Origin of the sequence: Streptomonospora sp. PA3 (genome assembly GCF_009728995.1) — a bacterium.
Lineage (GTDB): Bacteria > Actinomycetota > Actinomycetes > Streptosporangiales > Streptosporangiaceae > Streptomonospora.
In genome coordinates, this window is record NZ_VTZW01000019.1 from 371,840 (window position 1) to 391,601 (window position 19,762).

The 19,762-nt window shown below is 72.9% G+C and carries 19 protein-coding genes; 9 read left to right on the top strand and 10 right to left on the bottom strand.

Annotated features, from left to right (window positions below; translation table 11 throughout):
• Positions 1–55: 55 nt before the first annotated feature.
• The 3 genes from FZ103_RS20945 (at position 56) to FZ103_RS20955 (ending at position 3,175) form a co-directional block, all read left to right on the top strand.
• Complete coding sequence (locus FZ103_RS20945; protein ID WP_156003556.1) at positions 56–295, top strand: acyl carrier protein; 240 nt, start codon at positions 56–58, stop codon at positions 293–295.
• Positions 296–421: 126 nt separating this feature from the next.
• Positions 422–1,660, top strand: a complete 1,239-nt coding sequence (gene fabF, locus FZ103_RS20950; protein ID WP_156003557.1) for a beta-ketoacyl-ACP synthase II — start codon at positions 422–424, stop codon at positions 1,658–1,660.
• Between the two features lie 333 nt (positions 1,661–1,993).
• Entirely contained in the window at positions 1,994–3,175 is a 1,182-nt protein-coding gene (locus tag FZ103_RS20955; protein ID WP_343233630.1) for an EAL domain-containing protein, read from the top strand.
• 49 nt (positions 3,176–3,224) lie between these two features.
• On the opposite strand, the gene FZ103_RS20960 is transcribed toward FZ103_RS20955, so the two are convergent.
• Positions 3,225–4,139, bottom strand: a complete 915-nt coding sequence (locus tag FZ103_RS20960; RefSeq protein WP_156003827.1) for an SGNH/GDSL hydrolase family protein — start codon at positions 4,137–4,139, stop codon at positions 3,225–3,227.
• Between the two features lie 276 nt (positions 4,140–4,415).
• Between FZ103_RS20960 and FZ103_RS20965 the strand changes: the two genes are divergently transcribed.
• Both FZ103_RS20965 and FZ103_RS20970 read left to right on the top strand, forming a co-directional pair.
• The gene (locus FZ103_RS20965; RefSeq protein ID WP_156003559.1) at positions 4,416–4,853 is read left to right on the top strand and encodes an SseB family protein; all 438 of its coding nucleotides are present in this window, start codon (positions 4,416–4,418) and stop codon (positions 4,851–4,853) included.
• A gap of 432 nt (positions 4,854–5,285) precedes the next feature.
• Entirely contained in the window at positions 5,286–7,415 is a 2,130-nt protein-coding gene (locus FZ103_RS20970; RefSeq protein WP_156003560.1) for a hypothetical protein, read from the top strand.
• A 215-nt stretch (positions 7,416–7,630) separates the two neighbouring features.
• On the opposite strand, the gene FZ103_RS20975 is transcribed toward FZ103_RS20970, so the two are convergent.
• From FZ103_RS20975 to FZ103_RS21010, 8 genes are read right to left on the bottom strand one after another with little or no spacing between them, the layout of a single operon-like run.
• Entirely contained in the window at positions 7,631–7,984 is a 354-nt protein-coding gene (locus tag FZ103_RS20975; RefSeq protein ID WP_156003561.1) for a metal-sulfur cluster assembly factor, read from the bottom strand.
• Positions 7,981–8,466 (bottom strand): Fe-S cluster assembly sulfur transfer protein SufU, encoded by a 486-nt coding sequence (gene sufU, locus FZ103_RS20980; protein ID WP_156003562.1) that lies wholly within the window; start codon positions 8,464–8,466, stop codon positions 7,981–7,983. Before sufU ends, FZ103_RS20975 begins: the two co-directional genes overlap by 4 nt.
• A 17-nt stretch (positions 8,467–8,483) precedes the next feature.
• Positions 8,484–9,770: a cysteine desulfurase gene (locus FZ103_RS20985; RefSeq protein WP_186356623.1), complete on the bottom strand. Its 1,287-nt coding sequence runs from the start codon at positions 9,768–9,770 to the stop codon at positions 8,484–8,486.
• Positions 9,767–10,534: a Fe-S cluster assembly ATPase SufC gene (gene sufC, locus FZ103_RS20990; protein ID WP_156003563.1), complete on the bottom strand. Its 768-nt coding sequence runs from the start codon at positions 10,532–10,534 to the stop codon at positions 9,767–9,769. The genes FZ103_RS20985 and sufC overlap by 4 nt, the downstream gene beginning before the upstream one ends.
• 7 nt (positions 10,535–10,541) lie before the next feature.
• Positions 10,542–10,874, bottom strand: coding sequence for a non-heme iron oxygenase ferredoxin subunit (locus FZ103_RS20995; RefSeq protein ID WP_156003564.1), 333 nt, complete (start codon positions 10,872–10,874; stop codon positions 10,542–10,544).
• Entirely contained in the window at positions 10,867–12,036 is a 1,170-nt protein-coding gene (gene sufD / locus FZ103_RS21000) for a Fe-S cluster assembly protein SufD (protein ID WP_156003565.1), read from the bottom strand. The genes FZ103_RS20995 and sufD overlap by 8 nt, the downstream gene beginning before the upstream one ends.
• 2 nt (positions 12,037–12,038) lie before the next feature.
• Positions 12,039–13,451: a Fe-S cluster assembly protein SufB gene (gene sufB / locus FZ103_RS21005; RefSeq protein ID WP_156003566.1), complete on the bottom strand. Its 1,413-nt coding sequence runs from the start codon at positions 13,449–13,451 to the stop codon at positions 12,039–12,041.
• 19 nt (positions 13,452–13,470) lie between these two features.
• Positions 13,471–14,292: a MarR family transcriptional regulator gene (locus FZ103_RS21010; protein WP_186356624.1), complete on the bottom strand. Its 822-nt coding sequence runs from the start codon at positions 14,290–14,292 to the stop codon at positions 13,471–13,473.
• Positions 14,293–15,042: 750 nt separating this feature from the next.
• On the opposite strand from FZ103_RS21010, the gene FZ103_RS21015 reads away from it, so the two are divergent.
• The 3 genes from FZ103_RS21015 to FZ103_RS21025 are packed head-to-tail and all read left to right on the top strand — an operon-like array spanning position 15,043 to position 17,327.
• On the top strand, positions 15,043–16,005 hold the full coding sequence (locus tag FZ103_RS21015) for an ABC transporter ATP-binding protein (RefSeq protein WP_156003568.1): 963 nt from the start codon (positions 15,043–15,045) through the stop codon (positions 16,003–16,005).
• Positions 16,002–16,799 carry an ABC transporter permease gene (locus FZ103_RS21020; protein ID WP_156003569.1) on the top strand — a complete coding sequence of 266 codons (798 nt, stop codon included), beginning with the start codon at positions 16,002–16,004 and terminating at the stop codon, positions 16,797–16,799. The genes FZ103_RS21015 and FZ103_RS21020 overlap by 4 nt, the downstream gene beginning before the upstream one ends.
• A 54-nt stretch (positions 16,800–16,853) precedes the next feature.
• The gene (locus FZ103_RS21025; protein ID WP_186356625.1) at positions 16,854–17,327 is read left to right on the top strand and encodes a hypothetical protein; all 474 of its coding nucleotides are present in this window, start codon (positions 16,854–16,856) and stop codon (positions 17,325–17,327) included.
• 27 nt (positions 17,328–17,354) lie between these two features.
• On the opposite strand, the gene FZ103_RS21030 is transcribed toward FZ103_RS21025, so the two are convergent.
• Positions 17,355–18,575: an arginine deiminase gene (locus tag FZ103_RS21030; RefSeq protein ID WP_156003570.1), complete on the bottom strand. Its 1,221-nt coding sequence runs from the start codon at positions 18,573–18,575 to the stop codon at positions 17,355–17,357.
• Between the two features lie 209 nt (positions 18,576–18,784).
• On the opposite strand from FZ103_RS21030, the gene FZ103_RS21035 reads away from it, so the two are divergent.
• Positions 18,785–19,759, top strand: a complete 975-nt coding sequence (locus tag FZ103_RS21035; protein WP_186356626.1) for an EamA family transporter — start codon at positions 18,785–18,787, stop codon at positions 19,757–19,759.
• The last annotated feature ends 3 nt before the right edge of the window (positions 19,760–19,762 follow it).

Consider the following 19,762-nt stretch of genomic DNA (forward strand, 5'->3'; position numbering starts at 1 on the left):
CGGTCGTCCGCGGTACGTACCGACCAACACGCAGTCACCTAAGGAGAACCCCGACATGGCGCACACCGAGCAGGAGATCCTGGACGGCCTCGGCGAGATCGTCGACGAGATCGCCGGAGTCTCGGCCAGCGAGGTCACCCCCGAGAAGAGCTTCGTCGACGACCTGGACATCGACTCCCTGTCGATGGTGGAGATCGCCGTCGCCGCGCAGGACAAGTTCGGCGTCGAGATCCCCGATGACCAGCTCAAGGACCTCAAGACGGTCCAGGACGTCATCAACTTCATCCAGAAGTAGCGCGCCGCGCCCGCCGGCCTCCGCGCCGGCGGGCCGGGCCCCCTCGGCGGCCGCGCCGCCCCTGCCAGCCCCGTCCGACCACCGGCCGGGAAATCGACCACCCGATGAGAAGGGCGATTGGGAGCGATGAACACCACCGAAGTCGTCGTGACGGGACTCGGCGCCACCACCCCCCTGGGAGGTGACGTCGCCGGCACCTGGTCCGCGCTTCTCGAAGGACGGTCGGGTATCGCGACGATCCAGGAGGACTGGGTCGAGGACCTCCCGGTCCACTTCGCCGGGCAGATCGCCCAGGAACCCTCCGAAGTGCTGCCCCGGCAGCGGCTGCGCCGCCTGGACCGCACCCAGCAGTTCGCGCTGATCTCGGCCAAGGAGGCCTGGGAGGACGCCGGCGCCCCCGAGGTCGATCCCGCGCGCCTGGGCGCCGTGGTCTCCAGCGGGATCGGCGGCATCCTGACCATCCTGGAGCAGTACGACACCTTCCGCGAGCGCGGCTGGAAGCGCGTCTCGCCTTTCACCGTGCCGATGCTGATGCCCAACGGCCCCGCCGCCGCGGTGTCGCTGGAGTACTCGGCCCGCGCCGGCGCGCACGCCCCGGTGAGCGCCTGCGCCTCCAGCGCCGAAGCGCTGGCCGACGCCGTCGACATGATCCGCCGCGGGCGCGCCGACGTCGTGATCGCCGGCGGAGTGGAGGCAGCGATCCACCCGCTGAACCTGGCCTCCTTCGCGTCCATGCGGGCCCTGTCGACCCGCAACGACGACCCCCAGGGCGCGTCGCGGCCGTGGGACACCCAGCGCGACGGCTTCGTGATGAGCGAGGGCGCCGGCATGGTGGTCCTGGAGTCGGCCGAGCACGCGGCCGCACGCGGTGCGCGCGTTTACGCGGCGGCCGCCGGCGTCGGCTACTCCAACGACGCGCACGACATCGTGCTGCCCGATCCCGAAGGCGCCGGCCAGGCGCAGGCCATCCGGGCGCTGCTGGCGGACTCGGGCCTGGCGCCCGCGGAGATCGCCCACGTCAACGCCCACGCCACCTCCACGCCGGCCGGCGACGTCGCCGAGACCGTCGCCCTGCGCGCGGCGCTGGGCGACTCCGCCGCCGACCGGGTGGCCGTCACCTCCACCAAGTCCATGACCGGCCACCTGCTCGGCGGAGCCGGCGCGGTGGAGTCGATCGCCACGATCCTGGCGCTGCACGAAGGCCGCATCCCGCCGACGATCAACATCGAGGAGCTCGATCCGGGCGTCCAGGTCGACATCGTCCGCGACAAGCCGCGCGACATGCCCGCCGACGCGGTGGCCGCCGTCAACGAGTCCTTCGGCTTCGGGGGCCACAACGTCGCCGTGGCCTTCCGCCGTGTCTAGGCCGGATCAAAGAAGGGTGGGGGCGCCGCTTTCGAGGAACCCACCGGGTACCACCGGGGGCGGCCACCTCGCATCGCAGCCCCATTGCCGCAACCGCTCTGGTGTCCGGCTTGTGGGGCGCGCACCGGCGACATCCCGTTGTAGGATGTGCACACCGCGTAGGGCGGCCGGGCGGGGCCCGGCCGCCCTGCCGTATCCGGTCGGGCGCGTCCGCGCAGGTCACTGGACATGTCCGCCGGCGCGCGTGAACTCTGCGCCTCGCGCGGAGGAAGTCCGCTTGAATTCGGGTGCACGCCCGCTGACACGGCCTCCGGTATCCGCGAGGATTGCGTCGTGTCCCTCCAGTCTCCGGTGTCGAACGACGTGCCCCCCGCCCCCGACGGCCACGGGAGTGACGCCGGCGGCGCGTCCGGTGAAGCGCCCCTGTTCCGCCCCGTGGTCGACCTCGACTCCGGCGCGGTGCTCGCGGTGGACGCCGACATCCGCCCGGTCGGCGGCTGGTCGAGGGCCGAGTGGCCCGCCGACCCCGCGGTCGCGGCCGAGCGGCTGGCCCGGCTGGTCCGCAGCGCCGCCGCCCGCGAGTCCCTGCTGCCGCTCGTACTCCCCCTGCCCGCGCAGGCGGTGACCGGCGGCCCGGAGCTGTTCCAGACCTTCGAGGACACCCTGCGCCGCTGCGGGCGGCGCCCGCGCGACGTCACGGTCATGCTGGGCCACGACCTGCCGAGGGTGCCGCGCGAGCCGCTGGTGCGCGGGATCGCCCGGCTGCGGGAGCTGGGGTTCCGCTGCGGGCTGGGCACCGCCGCGGTCCCGCCGGACCTGGTCCTGGAGACGGGCCCGTTCCTCATGCGCATCGATCCGGGGATCGTGGCCGGCCTGCCCGGGGACCACCGCCTGGGTGCGCTGGTCGACGGCCTGGCCCGCATCGGGCACGGCAGCGGGGTCTATCCCGTGGCCGCCGGCGTCACCTCCGACGCCCAGGTGCACCGGCTGCGCGAGGCGGGCGTCCGATTGGCGCAGGGACCGCTGTTCGCCGACGATGAGTGGGTGCCGGGCGAGCGGGTCTCCGCGGCGCCCGCGGCGCCCGTCGAGACGGCGCTGGAGCGCCACGACTCCGGTCCGCCGGTCAGCGAGTTCATGCGCCCGCCCGTGGCCATGAACACCGACGCCACCGCGGAGGAGGTGCTGGACGCCTTCAGCGCCGACACCGCGCTGAACAGCGTCGTGCTGATCGACCACCGCGACCGCCCGGTGGCCGTCATCGACCGCGCGCGGTTCCTGCTGGCGGTGACGGGACCCTACGGCCACGCCCTGCACGCCAAGCGCCCGGCGAGCCGGCTGGCCGACACCCCGCGCACCGTGCCGCGCACCGTGGGGGCGATGGCGGCGCTGCGGGCGGCCGGCGGCGAGCGCGACCGGGTCTACGACGACCTGGTCACCGTCAACGAGTTCGGCCAGTGCACGGGGATCGTGCACGTCGGCGACCTCATCCAGAGCCTGGCCCGCGAGACCGCCTGAGGTCGGCGGCGGTGGCGCACGGCGCTGGGGCGGATGCCGGCCGCGCCGGCTAACGCCGCTCGCGGTCGCGCGCCCCGTCCAGGCGGCTGCTGTCGCGTCCCGCGCCGGTGCTCCCGTTGGGCGACGCGGCGTCCTCGGCGGCTTCGCCGCCGTGCCGGTCCGGCCGCAGTTCGGTGAGCTGGGGCCGCTTGGGGAGGCGGCCGTCGCCCGAGGAGCGCCCCAGGGCGCGCCGGCTCAGCCACGGCACCAGGTGCCGCCGCGCCCAGCGCCAGTTCTCCCGGCGCCGCAGGATGCGCGGCAGCCGCTCGGGCGGGGTCTCCCAGGGCCGCGCCCAGATTTCGCGCGGCCCCATGGGCGCGCCGAGCATGTCGGCGATCCGGGCGGCCACGATGCGGTGGCCGGCGGCGTTGAAGTGCAGCCGGTCCACGCTCCATGCGCGCGGGTCGTTCAGCGCGCCCATGGACCACAGGTCGACGATGTCGCTGGCGGTGCGCTCGGCGATGGCGCGCAGATGCATGCTGAAGACCGCGATGCGGCCGCGGTAGACGCGCAGGACGGGGATCCACCCGGTGTCGTGGCCGGAGAGGATCACCACGCGGATGCCGGCGTCGCGCAGCCGCCGGATCCCGGTCTCGAACTCGGCGGCGAGGTCGTCGAGGTCGGTGTTGGGGCGCAGGACGTCGTTGCCGCCGGCGTGCACGGTGACCAGATCCGGCCCGAATCCCAGGGTCTGCTCCAGCTGCTCGCCGAAGATGTGCCGCATGCGGCGGCCGCGCACGGCCAGGTTGGCGTAGCGGAAACCGGGCACGGAGGCGCTGAAGTGCTCGGCGAGGCGGTCGGCGAAGCCGCGGTACTCGCCCTCGGGCGTGAGGTCGTCGAGCCCCTCGGTCAGGCTGTCGCCGATGGCCACGTAGGAGCGGAAGGCCGTGGGCCGCTGCGCCTGATCGCCCTCGGGGGGATTCATGTCCAGGTCAGTCACATCAACCAATCATGCAGCTCGGCCGCGGGCACCGGCGCCAGGGCCCACGGCGACGCGCGGGGAGCTCGACATTTGAATTCGCCCCTCACGACACACAGACGAGGATGTGTCAACAGGGAGAGGCGAGGGTAGGGCCTGCCCGACAAGCATACCTCCGGCTACCACCGACACGCCTGTGCCAGGGGCCGGCATCCGCGGTCTTCTGCCCGGGGCCGGCCGGAGGGTTCCGACCGCAACAACGCAAGGAGCCGTTGCACCCGCATGAGCAACAGCGACGCCACCCCGGAGAACAGCGAGTCCGGCGGCCAGGCCGCGGCCTTTCCCGTCAACGACGTCGAGCACGCGCTGCAGGATGCGCTGGCCCAGTCCGGCACGGAGTCCCCTGACCCCGCCCCTGTCAGCGCGTTCATCTCCGCGCTGCGCGAGGGGCAGGTGTGGGTGCCGCTGCCTCAGGGCTCGGGCACCCAGGACGACGGCTCGGTCGCACTGCCCACCCTGGAGCTGGAGGGGTCGCCGTTCATTCCGGCCTTCACCTCCGAGGAGCAGCTGGGCCTGCGCAGCGCGGAGCTGCCCTACACCGTCCTGGCCACGCGGGACCTCGCCGAGGCGATGCCCGAGGGCGTGGGCCTGGCCCTGAACCCGGGCAACCCCGCCAGCGTCCCGATCTACCCGGACACCATCGCCGTCCTGGCCCAGTGAGCGGACCGATCGCCGGCGGTCGGCCCGCGGCCGCCGGCGTTCGCCGTGCCAGGGGAAACGGGCGCGGTGGGCCGGATGCGCGGGGCGACCGGAACACCGTCCCCGAGTTCGTGATCTAGGCCACATTCCTGCTTGTTTCGCCTGGTCGGCGCCTGGTGCCCGGGCCGGGGCGCCGCCGCGGGACCGGGAGCCCGCGTGAGCACCGCGGGGCGTCCGCCGGGTTCGCCCCGGCACTATCCAACCGCGGTACTCGCACGTACGATCACCCGAGGGTGCGCCGCTTCGGCCCGCCGGCGACCGGCTTTTCCGCGTCGGCCGGGCATCCGGCCCCGGCCGAGTGGACGTACTGTTGTGCAGGAACGAATCGCCCGCGGGGGTTGGCTTCGCCGCCGCCCGCCGGGCCGGACGCGCGGAGGTCGAGGTCTGCAGCAGATGAACGCCGTCTCCCCGACCTGCCTCACCGACCTCGTTCCCGCCCTGCGGTGGAGCGATCCGGCGATGGTGGGCCCGGTCCTGTGGCACGCCCGTCTGGTCGAGGGCTGGTGGAGTTCGATGCCGCTGCCCCGTGTCGTGGACATCGCCGGAGCCACGTGGCTGTCGTACTCCCTGGCCCGGTTGGCCGCCGAGCAGTGGGGCCACCTGCAGCTGGGCGAGTTCCTGCCGTCGCTGCGCGCGGTCGAGACGGACCTCGACGACGTCGCCGAGCCGGTACGGGGGGCGCTGCTGGCCACCGCGGGCAGCTGGGAGCGGCTGGTCTCGGCGAGCCCGGCCGCCATCGGGGCCTGGGGCCTGCCCGAGAGCTGCGGTCCCCTGGACCTCATCAGCACCGCCACCTGGCGTGCGATCCAGCCGTTCACCCAGGAGCAGGGGCGCGCCGCGGCCCCCTCCCCCGCGCTGATGGTCGAGGCCGTGCGCACGCTGGCGAACTGGCTGCCCCAGTCGGCGCCCGACCACGTGCGCAGCGCCCTGTCCTACCTCACCGCCGCCACCGGCGCCGGCGGCGCCGCGGCCGAGGCCGAGGAGCAGCCGCCGCCCAGCGCCGCCACCCGGGCCATCCGCACCCTGCGGGCGCTGCGCGCGCAGCGCGACGAGGAGAGCCGCTCGGGCGCGACTCCGGCGGAGGAGCAGGAGGCGGCGGCGCCGTCCGAGTCCGGCGAGGCCGAGGGCGGCCGCCGCTTCGGGCGCCGCTCGCTGCTGGGCCCCGACCGCACGCTGCGCCGCCCGGCGTTCGGCCCGCCCAAGGGGCACGGCGCCGAGCAGGCGGCGCCCGCCCCCGAGCTGGGCCGCCACCCCCTGGTCGACCTGCTGGAGGACTTCTTCCGCAACTGGACCGACGTGGAGCGCACCGTCGCCGCCGAGCGGCTGTTCGCCTCCGACCCCGTCAGCATCCGGCTGCTGGCCGACCAGCTCGGCGTCGAACTGCGCGAGATCCGCAACTCCCAGCGCACCGTGGAGGAGCGGCTGCTGCAGTGGCTCGGCTCGCCCGGCGGAGCCCCGCTGACCAAGCACATGCGCGAGCTCTCCGACCACCTGGGCGCGGCGGCGACCGTCGACCACCTCATCACCGCCCACCCCGACCACCCGGTGGACGTGCCGGCGCTGGGCACGCCGCTGTGGCGGGTGGTCATCACGCTGTTCACCGACCGCCGGCTGCACAACGGGTGGCTGGTGGCCGACGACCCGCACCGGATGCGCTGGCAGACCCGCGAGATGCTGGGGGACGCGCCCAGCACCTCCGACGCCGCCATCCGGCTGTCGCGCATCGGGATCCGCCAGCAGGCCGTGCGCGCGTGGCTGCTGAGCACCCCGGGGGTCACCATCCGCGAGGGCCACGTGCTGGTCGACCCCTCCATCCCCGTGGAGAACGCGCCGCCCGGACCGGGCTACGGCACGCCGCCCGACCCCGGCCCCGAGGCCGAGGGGACCACCACCGCCAACGGGCTGCCGATCCGGCGGCGCCCCGGCGCCGAGGCGCCGCACCAGGAGCGGCCCGAGCAGCCCGCGCCTGAGGCGCCGCAGCCGCCGCAGGTGGCCGACTCGGCGCGCTGCTTCCGCGCGCCCGACGGCCGCTGGTGGCACCGCGTCGACGTCACCGCCGACCACCTCAACGGAGCGCCGGTCACCGTACCCCCGGGCTATGCCACGCACCTGGGGCTGCAGCCCGGCCGCCTGCTGTGCCTGACGGCGCCGGGAGCCGACCTGCTCGTGCTGGTCTGGCGGGACCAGCCCGCGTTCGACTCGCTGCGCCCGCTGCTGCGCCGCCTCTCGGCGCAACCGGGCGACCGGGTGTTCATCACCGTCAACGGCGACCGCCTGGACGCGCGCCGCCTGCCCGCCGCCGACCTGAGCTCGCACAGTCCCACCAGCCGCGCGCTGCACCTGATCGGCTACACCGCGCCCGCCCCCACCGAGGAGGCCCTCAAGATCATCGCGCGGCGCATCAGCGAGGACGGCTCCGACACCCGCGCCGCCGAGCCCCAGTCCCTCGTCGAGGCCCTGACCGAACGCGGCGACACCGACATCGCCGGCGAACTCCGCCCGGGGCTGCTGCCGACGCACTGAGGCCCGCCCCACCGCCCGGGAGCACCGCCCGGCCGCTCGCCGCGTACGCCGGCCACCACCCGGCCAAACCGCCGCCCCCGATGGCCCGCTGCGCCATGGCGTGCGGACGCCGAGGAGGCATGGACACGGGCGCGGGGCAGCTCCCCCTGACATGACCGAGCCCCTCGCAGCCGGGGGCTGGGAGGGGCTCGGGCCGGGGCGCTCGACTCGCCGGCTCAGACGTTGAAGCCGAGCATGCGCAGCTGGTCGCGGCCGTCTTCGGTGATCTTGTCCGGGCCCCACGGGGGCATCCAGACCCAGTTGATCTTGACTTCGCGTTCGAACTCGTCCAGCGCGGTGCTCGCCTGGTCCTCGATGACGTCGGTCAGGGGGCAGGCGGCGCTGGTGAGCGTCATGTCCAGGGTGATGACGTCCCCGTCGACGTTGACCCCGTAGAGCAGGCCGAGGTCGACGACGTTGACGCCCAGCTCGGGGTCGATGACGTCCTTCAGCGCTTCGCTGATCTCCTCGACCAGCGCCTCGTCGCCGGCGGGCTCCGGCGCGGTGGCGGTGGAGTCCTGTTCGGTCATGAGGCGCCCTCCTTCTCCGTTTCCAGGGACTGGGCGGTCGCGTCCTTCCACGCCATCCAGGCGAGCAGGGCGCACTTGATACGGGCAGGGTATTTCGACACGCCCGCGAAGGCCACCGCGTCCTCCAGCACGTCCTCGTCGGGTTCGGCCTGGCCCTTGGAGTGCATGAGCTCGGTGAACTCGTCGAGCATGCGCATGCCCTCGTCGACGCTGCGCCCGATCAGCAGGTCGGTGAGCACCGAGGCGCTGGCCTGGCTGATCGAGCAGCCCATGCTGTCGTAGGAGACGTCGCTGACGGTGGCCTCGCCGTCGAGGGGGCCGCCTTCGGCGGCCGGCGTGAGCCGCACGCGCAGGGTGACCTCATCACCGCAGGTGGGGTTGATGTGGTGGGCCTCGCCGTCGTGCGGCTCCCGCAGCCCCTTGTTGTGGGGGTTGCGGTAGTGGTCCAGGATGATCTCCTGATACATGGAGTCGAGCTGCATAGCGACCTGCTGCCCTCCTAGCGTGCCGCGGTGCCGAAGAACCGCTGCGCCGCCCGGATGCCCTCGGCCAGGGCATCGATCTCGGCGAACGTGTTGTACAGGTAGAACGACGCCCGCGTGGTGGCCACCGTCTCGTAGCAGCGGTGCAGCGGCCACGCGCAGTGGTGTCCCACGCGGACCGCGACGCCGACGTCGTCGAGGACCTGGCCGACGTCGTGGGGATGGATGTCCTCGACCGTGAAGGAGATCGCACCGCCGCGGTCGTCGTAGTCGGTGGGGCCGATGATGCGCACCCCCGGCACGTCGCCGACCTGCTTGAGCGCGTACTGGGTGAGAGCCTGCTCGTGGGCGAGCACGTTGTCCATGCCCAGGGCGCTGAGGTAGTCGCAGGCGGCGGCCAGGCCGACGGCCTGCGGCGCCATCGGCACCCCCGCCTCGAACCGCTGCGGCGGATCGGCCCAGGTGGTGTGGTCCATGTAGACCACGCCGATCATGGAGCCGCCGGAGATGAACGGCGGCATGGCCGCCAGCAGCTCGGGGCGGCCCCACAGCACGCCGATGCCGTTGGGGCCGAGCATCTTGTGCCCGGAGAACGCCAGGAAGTCCACGCCCAGCTCGGCGACGTCGACGGGCATGTGCGGCACCGACTGGGCGGCGTCGACCAGCACCAGTGCGCCGTGGGCGTGGGCGCGTTCGGCGATGGCCGCGACCGGGTTGACGGTGCCCAGCACGTTGGACTGGTGGGTGAGCGCGACGAGCTTGGTGCGGTCGTTGATCAGCTCGTCGATGCCGCTGAGGTCCAGCCGGCCCTCGGGAGTCACCGGGAACCACCGCAGGGTGGCGCCGGTGCGCTGGCACAGCTGCTGCCAGGGCACCAGGTTGGCGTGGTGCTCCATCTCGGTGACCACGATCTCGTCGCCGGGACCGACGACGAAGCGGGCGTAGTCGGGGCCGCTGGTGGCGGCGTTGCTCATGGCGTAGGCCACCAGGTTGATGGCCTCGGTCGCGTTCTTGGTGAACACGACCTCGCCCGGCTGGGCGCCCACGAACGCGGCGATGGTCGCGCGGGCGCCCTCGTAGGCGTCGGTGGCCTCCTCGGCGAGCTGGTGCGCGCCGCGGTGCACCGCCGCGTTGTGGCGTTCGTAGAAGGCCCGTTCGGCATCGAGCACCTGCCGGGGCTTCTGCGAGGTCGCTCCGGAATCGAGATACACCAGCGGGCGCTCGTCGCGGACGGTGCGGGCCAGGATCGGGAAATCGGCCCGCACCGCCTCGACGTCGAGGCGCCCCAGCTCGCTCGTCGTCACTTCGCCGCGCCTGCCTTCACGAAACGCTCGTAGCCCTCGGACTCCAGGGTGTCGGCCAGCTCCGGGCCGCCGGACTCGGCGACGCGGCCGCCGGCGAACACGTGCACGTAGTCGGCCTGGACGTAGTTGAGGATGCGCGTGTAGTGGGTGATGAGCATGACGCCCACGTCGCCGGTGGCCCGGGCCCGGTTGATGCCGGCCGAGACGATCTTCAGCGCGTCGACGTCCAGACCCGAGTCGGTCTCGTCCAGGATCGCCATGCGCGGCTTGAGCAGCTCCAGCTGAAGGATCTCGTGGCGCTTCTTCTCACCGCCGGAGAAGCCCTCGTTGACGCCGCGGGCGGCGAAGGAGGAGTCGATGGCCAGGTTGCCCATGGTCTCCTGCAGCTCCTTGGAGAAGGTGCGGAGCTTGGGCGCCTCGCCGCGCACAGCGGTGACCGAGCTGCGCAGGAAGTTGGACATCGACACGCCCGGGACCTCGACCGGGTACTGCATGGCCAAAAACAGGCCGGCGCGGGCGCGCTCGTCGACGCTCATCTCCAGCACGTTCTCGCCGTCGAGCAGTACCTCGCCGTCGGTGATCTCGTAGCGGGGGTGCCCGGCGATCGCGTAGGCCAGGGTGGACTTGCCCGAGCCGTTGGGGCCCATGATGGCGTGGGTCTCGCCGGAGTTGATGGTGAGGTCCACGCCCTTGAGGATCTCCTGGCGCTCTTCGGCGCCGATGAGGACGTCGGCGCGCACCCCGCGGATTTCGAACTTGGTCATATGCGATTCAGCCTTTTGAACTCTGGGTGTCCAGCGAGACGAGGACGTCGTCGCCGTCGATCTGCACTGCGTAGGTGGCGACCGGTTGGGTCGCCGGCGGGTTGATCGGCTTGCCCGAGCCGAGGTCGAAGCAGGAGCCGTGCAGCCAGCACTCGATGGTCCCCTCTTCGACCTCGCCCTCGGACAGGTTCACCTCGGCGTGGGAGCAGATGTCGCTGATGGCGTAGATCTCGCCCTCACTGCGCACCACCGCCACCGGCGTACCGCCGACCTCCACGCCCAGCGCGCCCTCGTCGGGGACGTCGCTCAGCGAACACACGCGGGTGTATCCGTCACTCATGGAGAGCCAGCTTCTCCTCTACCTCGTCCATGATGCGGTCGCGCAGCTCGGGCACCTCGATGCGGCCGATGAGGTCCTGGAAGAACCCGCGGATGACCAGGCGCCGGGCCTCGGCCGGCGGGATGCCGCGCGACTGCAGGTAGAACAGGTGGATGTCGTCGAGGCGGCCGCTGGCGCTGGCGTGGCCGGCGCCCTCGACCTCTCCGGTGAAGATCTCCAGGTTGGGCACGGAGTCGACCCGGGTGCCGTCGGTCAGCACCAGGTTGCGGTTGTGCTCGTAGGAGTCGGTGCCGGAGGTGCCCTCGCCGATGATGACGTCGCCGATCCACACCGCGTGGGCGTCCTCGCCGCTGAGCGCGCCCTTGTACTCGACGCGACTGCGGGTGTTGGACTCGTTGTGGTCGATCAGCGAGCGGTGCTCGTGGTGCTGGGCCGCACCGGTGAAGTACAGGCCGTGCAGCTCGGCGTCGCCGCCGGTGCCCTTGTAGCGGACGCTGGGCGACAGGCGCACCAGGTCGCCGCCGAGGGTGACCACGAAGCTGCGGAACCGGGCGTCGCGGCCGACCGTGGCGTACTGGTGGGAGACCTGGACGGCGTCGGAGTCCCAGTCCTGCAGGCTGATCACCGTCAGCGAGGCGCCGTCCTCGACCACGAACTCGACGTTGTCGGCGTAGACGGCCGAGCCGGCGTACTCCAGCACCACGGTGGCCGACGAGTGGGGCTCGGCGCGCACCAGGATGTGGCCGAACGCGTCGCCCTGCTCGGTGCCGGTGACCTTCACGAAGACGGTCTCGGACAGCTCGGTGTCCTTGGGCACGGTCACCACGGTGGCCGGGTTGAAGTCGGTGAAGCTCTCCCAGGCCAGGGCGCTCACGCGGTCGTTGGGCAGGAAGGAGGCGCCCAGCCGGGAGTCCTCGCGTCCGACGCGCTCGACGACGGCCTGCTCAGGGCCCGAGACCTCGACGGTGACGGTGCCGTCGGCGATCTCGCGGCCCTGGTGCAGGCCGCGCAGCCGGCGCAGCGGCGTGAAGCGCCATTCCTCCTCGCGCCCGTTGGGCACGGGGAAGTTCGCGGACTCGAACGACCCGTGCACGTCCAAGCGCGAGATGGGGACGTCTCCGCCGTGGGAGTGCTCCCGGATTCCGAGATTGGGACTGGCCATGCTTAACCGACCGCTCCTTCCATCTGCAGCTCGATCAGCCGGTTGAGTTCCAGCGCGTACTCCATGGGGAGTTCGCGCGCGATGGGCTCGACGAACCCGCGGACGATCATCGCCATGGCCTCGTCCTCGTCCAGGCCCCGGCTCATCAGGTAGAAGAGCTGGTCCTCGCTGACCTTGGAGACGGTGGCCTCGTGGCCCATCTCCACGTCGTCCTCGCGGATGTCGTTGTAGGGGTAGGTGTCCGACCGGCTCATGGTGTCGATGAGCAGCGCGTCGCACTTGACCGTGGACTTGGCGTGGTCGGCGCCCTCCTGGACCTGGATGAGTCCGCGATAGGACGCCCGGCCGCCTCCGCGCGCCACCGACTTGGAGACGATGGTGGAGGAGGTGTTGGGCGCGCAGTGCACCATCTTGGAGCCGGTGTCCTGGTGCTGGCCCTCTCCGGCGAAGGCGACGGACAGGGTCTCGCCCTTGGCGTGCTCGCCCATCAGGTAGACCGCCGGGTACTTCATGGTCACCTGGGAGCCGATGTTGCCGTCGATCCACTCCATGGTGGCGCCCTCGTAGGCGACGGCGCGCTTGGTGACCAGGTTGTAGACGTTGTTCGACCAGTTCTGGATGGTCGTGTAGCGGCAGCGGGCGTTCTTCTTGACGATGATCTCCACGACCGCCGAGTGCAGCGAGTCCGTCTTGTAGATCGGCGCGGTGCAGCCCTCGACGTAGTGGACGTATGCGCCCTCGTCCACGATGATCAGCGTCCGCTCGAACTGGCCCATGTTCTCGGTGTTGATCCGGAAGTAGGCCTGCAGCGGGATCTCGACGTGGACGTTGGGCGGCACGTAGATGAAGGACCCGCCGCTCCAGACCGCGCTGTTGAGCGCGGCGAACTTGTTGTCGCCGGGCGGGATCACCGTGCCGAAGTACTCCTGGAACAGCTCGGGGTGCTCCTTGAGCGCGGTGTCGGTGTCGAGGAAGATGACGCCCTGCTCCTCCAGGTCCTCGCGGATCTGGTGGTAGACGACCTCGGACTCGTACTGCGCGGCGACACCGGCGACCAGGCGCTGCTTCTCGGCCTCGGGGATGCCGAGCTTGTCGTAGGTGTTCTTGATGTCCTCGGGCAGCTCCTCCCAGGAGGTGGCCTGCTGCTCGGTGGACCGCACGAAGTACTTGATCTTCTCGAAGTCGATGCCTCCGAGATCGGCACCCCACTCGGGCAGCGGCTTCTTACCGAACAGGCGCAGCGCCTTGAGGCGGAGCTTCTCCATCCACTCCGGCTCGTCCTTCCGGGCGGAGATGTCGCGGACGACCTCCTCGTTCAGGCCGCGCCGAGCGGAGGCACCGGCCTCGTCGGGGTCGGCCCAGCCGTACTCGTAGGTGCCGAGCCCTTCGAGCTCGGGGTGCGCGGTAGACGTCATTACGCGGATCCTCCTGGACTCAGACGTCCTTCTTCTGGCGTTGCCCGCCCCTCGCCCGAGGGCGGGCGTTCTTCTCATCGGTGCGCGGACCGGCCGGGCTCCCGGCGGGACGGGAGTCCGCCGCGGTCATGCCGCGCGGAGTGACGTGTGTGGTGCACACGCCGTCGCCGTGGGCGATGGTGGCCAGCCGCCGCACGGGGGTGCCCAGCAGCCGCTCGAAGACCTCGACCTCGGCCTCGCACAGCTCGGGGAACTCCGTGGCGACGTGGGCCACCGGGCAGTGGTGCTGGCACAGCTGGTCGCCGCCCCCGGGAGCCGGGGCCTCGCCCGCCGAGGCCGCATAGCCGTCGTTGGACAGCGCCTCGGCCAGCAGCCGGATGCGCTGCTGGGGCGGGGCCGCGGCCAGCATCGGGCGGTAGCGCCGCTCCAGGTCGGCGACCTGGCGCCGGGCGAACTCGGCGACGGCCTGGGATCCGGCCTTCTCGGCGAGGAACCGCAGGGCGCTGGCCGCGAGGTCGTCGTAGCCGTGCACGAAGGCGTCGCGGCCGGCTTCGGTGATGGCGAAGAGCCGGGCCGGCCGCCCGCGGCCGCGGCGCCCGCGGACGCGGGAGTCGCGGGCCTCGACCATGCCCTCGTTCATCAGGTTGTCAAGGTGGCGGCGGATGGCCGCCGGGGTGAGGCCGAGCCGCTCGCCCAGCATGGCGGCGGTGATGGGCCCGTGTTCGAGGATCAGCCGCGCCACGCGTGCACGCGTACCGTTCTCGGCACCCCGCTCGGGACCGTAAGCGGCCGCGGAGGCGCCTGCGGCGGCGCCCCCTTCGGGCTGCTGACGGTTCCCCACGTTTTTCACAACATCAGTGTGGCGTAAATAAGTCCCGGGGGGCAAACAGGGTTCGATGCGGTCGATCACCCAGGACAGCCTCGCCTTATCCCCGCAGAGGCCGGTAAGCGACCGGGGACGCCCGGCCCCCTGCCCCGTTGAGGCAACAACGACACGCGGATCCCCCTTCCCGCCCGTCACCCCCCACCACCCCTAACGGAGGCACTCCGCGCCACCCACCCCACATGCCCGTCACCCCCCACCACCCCTAACGGAGGCACTCCGCGCCACCCACCCACATGCCCGTCACCCCCCACCACCCCTAACGCAGGCGCTCCGCGCCACCCACCCACATGCCCGTCACCCTCGGAAGAGTTCCACGCCTGCGGCCGTCCAGGGGGTTCGCTGCGGCAATGGGGCTGTGCTGCGCGTAGCGCTGTGCGCCAGCTTGCCGCCGAGCGGCGGTGCACCCGTGTTTCGGAGGCCCGCCACCGATGGTGCGGCTCCACCTGAGACGTACAGCGTGCGCTCAGCGGCAAGCTGTGTTCACGCTTCGCGAGGCGCACCCATTGCCGCAACCCCGACGGTGGCCGCTCCGGGTGGTGCCCGGTGGGTTCCTGGAAAGCGGCGCCCCGCCGTTCTTCAAGACGCCTGACAGAGGCGCCCCGCGCCCCCACCCACCCACACGCCCGTCACCCGTCCCACCGGTCGGCCGCGGGCGGAGCCGGGCCGGTGCAGGGGCGGCGCTCCCCAGCCATAGACTCGGGAGCCATGGAGACAGCCGCGGTCGAGGCCACTGATCTGGTCAAGCGCTACGGCGCGACCACCGCTGTTGCGGGCCTGACGTTCTCCGCGGCCCGCGGCGCGGTCACCGCGCTGCTCGGTCCCAACGGCGCCGGCAAGACGAGCACGGTCGAGACGTGCGAGGGCTTCCGCCGCGCCGATGCCGGCCGGGTGCGGGTGCTGGGCATGGACCCGGCCGCCGACGCCGCCGGGCTCAAACCGCGCGTGGGGGTGATGCTGCAGTCGGGCGGCGTGCCCACGGGCGCCCGCGCCGGCGAGTGGCTGCGCCTGGTGGCCTCCTTCCACGCCCGCCCGGTCCCGCCCGAGGTGCTGCTGGAGCGCCTGGGGCTGCTCTCCGCCGCCGCGACCCCCTTCCGCCGCCTGTCCGGCGGGCAGCAGCAGCGGCTCTGCCTGGCCGCGGCCGTGGTCGGCCGACCCGAGCTGGTCTTCCTGGACGAGCCCACCGCCGGGCTCGACCCCCAGGCCCGGCACGCCACCTGGGACCTCGTCTGCGAGCTGCGCGACTGCGGCGTCGGCGTGGTGCTGACCACGCACTACATGGAGGAGGCCGAGCGGCTCGCCGACCACGTGGTGATCATCGACCACGGGCGGGCCGTGGCCGCCGGCGCCCCCGGCGAGCTGACCGACTCCCGCCAGGAGCTGCGCTTCACCGCCGAGACCGACCTGGACACCGCGTCCCTGGGTGCGGCCCTGCCCGCCGCCGCCCGCATCGAGCGACGCGGGGAGCCGGCGGAGCGCCGCGGCGCCGCCCCGCGCACCGACTACGCCGTCACCGCGGACGCCCCCGAGGGCATCGGGCCCGACCTGGTGGCCACGGTGAGCGCCTGGTGCGCCGCCAACGGCGTGTCCCCCGAAGGGCTGCGCGTGCAGCGGCGCAGCCTGGAAGACGTCTTCCTCGAACTCACCGGCCGAGACCTGCGCGAGCAATGACCGAACCACGTACCAGCACCGCCTCCGGCCTCTTCACCCCCGCACCCGGAGCGGCGCCGCCGCACCGCATGGTCGCCGCGCAGGCGGCCATGGAGCTGCGCATCATGCTGCGCAACGGCGAGCAGCTGCTGCTCACCATGGTGATCCCGCTCCTGCTGCTCGCGGGTTTCAGCGTGACGCCCGTGCTCGACCTGGGGCCGGGTCCGCGGGTGGACTTCCTGGCCCCGGGGGTGCTGGCGCTGGCCGTGCTCTCCACCGCCTTCACCGGCCAGGCCATCGGCACCGGGTTCGAGCGCCGCTACGGCGTGCTCAAGCGGCTGGGCGCCACCCCGCTGCCGCGCGGCGGTCTGCTGGCCGCCAAGACCCTGGCGGTGCTGGGCGTGCAGCTGGTGCAGATCGTGCTCATCTGCGCCACGGCCGCTGCGCTGGGATGGAGCCCGCGGGCCGGCGCTTGGGACATCGCCTATGCCCTGCTGCTTGTGCTGCTGGCGACCGCCTGCTTCACCGCGCTGGCGCTGCTGATGGCCGGAACACTGCGGGCCGAGGCGACCCTGGCCGCGGCCAACCTCGTCTACGTGGTGCTGCTGGGGCTGGGCGGCGTGATCTTCCCCGTCGACCGGCTGCCAGGCGCCGTGCAGCCGGTGGTGGAGGCGCTGCCCATCACCGCCCTGTCCCAGGGACTGCGTGCCGTGCTCGCCGAGGGCGCCGCGCCGTCTCCGTGGCCGGCGGTCGTCCTGGCGGCGTGGGCCGCCGTCGGCGCGGTGCTGGCCGCACGCTTCTTCCGCTGGGAGTGATACCGGCCGCCGGGTGCCGCGGGGATCCCCCGGACTGCGTTTAGGCTCGTGCGCGTGGAGTTCATCGGTGTGCCTCTGGTGGCGCTCATCCGCTCGCTGGGACCGCCGCTGGTGGTCCTCGCGGTGGGGGCGGTGCTGCTGGTGCGCCGCCGCCCGGTGCGCGCCCGGCTGCTGTGGGCGGCGCTGGCGGTGCAGGTCGCCGCCGCCGCGCTGCCGTATGCGTGGCTGCTGCTGCAGGCCGCGACCGGGATCGGCGGGCACCGGCTCGTCGGGCCGGCGATGATCCTGGTGCAGCCCGGCGTGGAGGCGCTGGCCTGGCTGTGCGCGCTGGCGGCCGTGACCGCCGCCGCTCCCCGGCGCGGCAGCCCTTCGGTCGACGGTGACGCAGCGGAGGCCGGTGGGCCGCCGGCGGCGCGCCGGGAGCGGACGGGCGGCCGGCGGGCCGGCGGGCGCGCCGAGGCCGTGTCCGGGAACGGCGCGTACAACCGGCGCGGCGGCTCCCGGCGGAGTGGATCCGGTCGGCCCTGACCCCCTCCGCACCGCCCGGGGCCGGGCCTACTCCTCCCGCTCCAGCGGGCAGGTCATGCAGTGCGGTCCGCCGCGGCCCCGCCCCAGCTCGCTGCCGCTGACCTCCAGCACCTCCACGCCGTGCTCGCGCAGGTAGGCGTTTGAAGCGGCGTTGCGCTCGTAGGCGACCACCACCCCGGGCTCCAGTGCGAAGACGTTGCAGCCGTCGTCCCACTGCTCGCGCTCGGCGGAGAACACGTCCTGGGTCGGGGTGATGACGGTGATCTCGTCGAGCCCGGCCGCCTCGGCGATCGCGGCGTGCATGCGCTCGGGCGGGTTGTCGGTGACCTTGAGCTCCTTGTCGGTGTCTCCGGGCTCGATCAGGTAGGAGGGCAGCATGCCCAGGCCCGCGTACTTGGTGAAGACACCGCGGTCCACGCAGGTCATGACCGTGTCCAGGTGCATGATGGCGCGCGCCTTGGGCATCCACAGGCCCAGCAGCCGCTCGGCGCCGCCGCGGGCGAACAGCTCGTGGGCGAGCATCTCCACGGCCTGGGGCTGGGTGCGCTCGCTCAGGCCCACCAGCACCGACCCGTTGCCGATCGGCATGACGTCGCCGCCCTCGATGGTGGCGGGCCCCCAGGCGTGGCCGGGGTTCCACACCTCGAACGCGGCGTCGGCGAAGAGGGGGTGCCAGCGGTAGACGGCCTCATAGTGGATGGTCTCGCGGCGCCGCGCCTTCTTGCGCATGGCGTTGACGGACACGCCGCCGCCGATCCAGCAGGAGGTGTCGCGGGTGAACAGGTGGTTGGGCAGGGGGGTCAGCACGAAGTCGTCCAGGCCGAGGGTGTGGAACCACACCGATCGGGGCTCCTCGGCGCGCTCCAGCAACTCGCGCTTGGTGATGCCGCCGACGAGGTACCGGCTCAGGGCCGCGGGGTCCATGGACTCGAAGACCGAGCGCAGCGCGTCGACGGCCATGGGGCCGAAGAACCGCTGGTCCCAGATGCAGTCGAGGACGTAGGCGCGGGCTTCCGGCAGGGCCAGGACCTCCTCCAGCAGCTCGCCGAAGAGGTGCACCCGCACGCCGCGGGCGCGCAGCAGCGCGGTGAAGGCGTCGTGCTCCTCGCGCGCCCGTTCGGCCCAGAGCACGTCGTCGAAGAGCAGCGCGTCGTTGTTGGAGGGGGTCAGCCGGCTCAGCTCCAGGCCGGGACGGTGCACGATGACCTGCCGCAGCCGTCCCACCTCAGAGGTCACCGAAAACGCCATGGGCTCCTCGTTTCGCCTGTCCGCCTCGTTCGCCGCGTATCCCGCGCTCCCTGTGCTTTCCGCGCTTTCCAGGAATCGCGCCTTGCGCGGTGCACGTGAGCATTCCGTGCATCCGGGTGTGCGAAACCTCGGTGGGGCCGCCGCATGCCGGGCGGGCCCGGTCCGGGCCGCCTGCGGGCGCGGCGGCGGGCTGCATAGGATGGTCGCCCGTGAGCGCGAACGCGGCGGCTGATTCATCCGGTGGCCCTATCTGGGCACGCCTGCCCAGTGGGACGGGCGTGCTGCGGGCCGCGGGCGAGTCGATCCCGCCGACCTGGTTCGTGCTCGTGGGCATCCTGTCGGTGCAGGCGGGTGCGGGCATCGCCAGCCGGCTGTTCGCGGTGCTGCCGCCCAGCGCGGTGGTGTGGCTGCGGCTGCTGACCTCGGCGGTGGTGCTGCTGGCGCTGGCCCGCCCGGCGCTGCGCGGCCGCTCGCGCGCCGACTGGATGGTGGCCCTGGGCTTCGGCGCGTGCCTGGCGACCATGAACTTCGCGATCTACCAGTCGTTCGCGCGCATTCCGCTGGGCATCGCGGTCACCATCGAGTTCCTGGGGCCGCTCTCGGTGGCGCTGATCGGGTCGCGGCGCAGGATCGACCTGCTGTGGGTGCTGCTGGCGGGGACGGGCGTGGTGCTGCTGGGCCGCAGCGACGGGACGGTCACCGCGGCGGGAGTGCTGTTCGCGCTGCTGGCGGGGGCGGCCTGGGCCGGCTACATCCTGCTCAGCGCCGCGACCGGGCGGCGGTTCTCGGGCATGTCGGGGCTGGCGCTGGCCAGCGTCGCCGGAACCCTGCTCGTCGCTCCGGCGGGGGTGGCCGCCGGCGGTTCGGCGCTGCTCGACCCGTGGGTGCTGCTGATCGGGCTGGGGATCGGCCTGCTGTCGTCGGTGGTGCCCTACACCCTGGAGATGCAGGCGCTGCGGCGCATGCCGCCCCGGGTCTTCGGAATCCTGATGAGCCTGGAGCCGGCGGCCGCGGCGCTGGTGGGGCTGGTGCTGCTCGGCGAGTTCCTGTCGCTGTGGCAGTGGCTGGCGATCGCCTGCGTGGTCGCCGCCAGCGTCGGCGCCACCCGCCGCCCCGCCGAGCCGAAGCGGCCCCCGCGCGCCGGCTCCCGCACCGCCGAGGCCCCGGAACCGGGCCCGGACTGAACC

Excerpts from the sequence above, each read along its gene's own strand:
- FZ103_RS20960 (WP_156003827.1), bottom strand. The coding sequence starts at position 4,139 with ATGAATCCCCCCGAGGGCGATCAGGCGCAGCGGCCCACGGCCTTCCGC.
- sufB (WP_156003566.1), bottom strand. The coding sequence starts at position 13,451 with ATGACGTCTACCGCGCACCCCGAGCTCGAAGGGCTCGGCACCTACGAG.
- fabF (WP_156003557.1), top strand. The coding sequence starts at position 422 with ATGAACACCACCGAAGTCGTCGTGACGGGACTCGGCGCCACCACCCCC.
- FZ103_RS21030 (WP_156003570.1), bottom strand. The coding sequence starts at position 18,575 with ATGGCGTTTTCGGTGACCTCTGAGGTGGGACGGCTGCGGCAGGTCATC.
- FZ103_RS20970 (WP_156003560.1), top strand. The coding sequence starts at position 5,286 with ATGAACGCCGTCTCCCCGACCTGCCTCACCGACCTCGTTCCCGCCCTG.
- FZ103_RS20975 (WP_156003561.1), bottom strand. The coding sequence starts at position 7,984 with ATGACCGAACAGGACTCCACCGCCACCGCGCCGGAGCCCGCCGGCGAC.
- FZ103_RS20995 (WP_156003564.1), bottom strand. The coding sequence starts at position 10,874 with ATGAGTGACGGATACACCCGCGTGTGTTCGCTGAGCGACGTCCCCGAC.
- FZ103_RS20965 (WP_156003559.1), top strand. The coding sequence starts at position 4,416 with ATGAGCAACAGCGACGCCACCCCGGAGAACAGCGAGTCCGGCGGCCAG.
- sufC (WP_156003563.1), bottom strand. The coding sequence starts at position 10,534 with ATGACCAAGTTCGAAATCCGCGGGGTGCGCGCCGACGTCCTCATCGGC.
- FZ103_RS21015 (WP_156003568.1), top strand. The coding sequence starts at position 15,043 with ATGGAGACAGCCGCGGTCGAGGCCACTGATCTGGTCAAGCGCTACGGC.
- FZ103_RS21020 (WP_156003569.1), top strand. The coding sequence starts at position 16,002 with ATGACCGAACCACGTACCAGCACCGCCTCCGGCCTCTTCACCCCCGCA.
- sufD (WP_156003565.1), bottom strand. The coding sequence starts at position 12,036 with ATGGCCAGTCCCAATCTCGGAATCCGGGAGCACTCCCACGGCGGAGAC.
- sufU (WP_156003562.1), bottom strand. The coding sequence starts at position 8,466 with ATGCAGCTCGACTCCATGTATCAGGAGATCATCCTGGACCACTACCGC.
- FZ103_RS20945 (WP_156003556.1), top strand. The coding sequence starts at position 56 with ATGGCGCACACCGAGCAGGAGATCCTGGACGGCCTCGGCGAGATCGTC.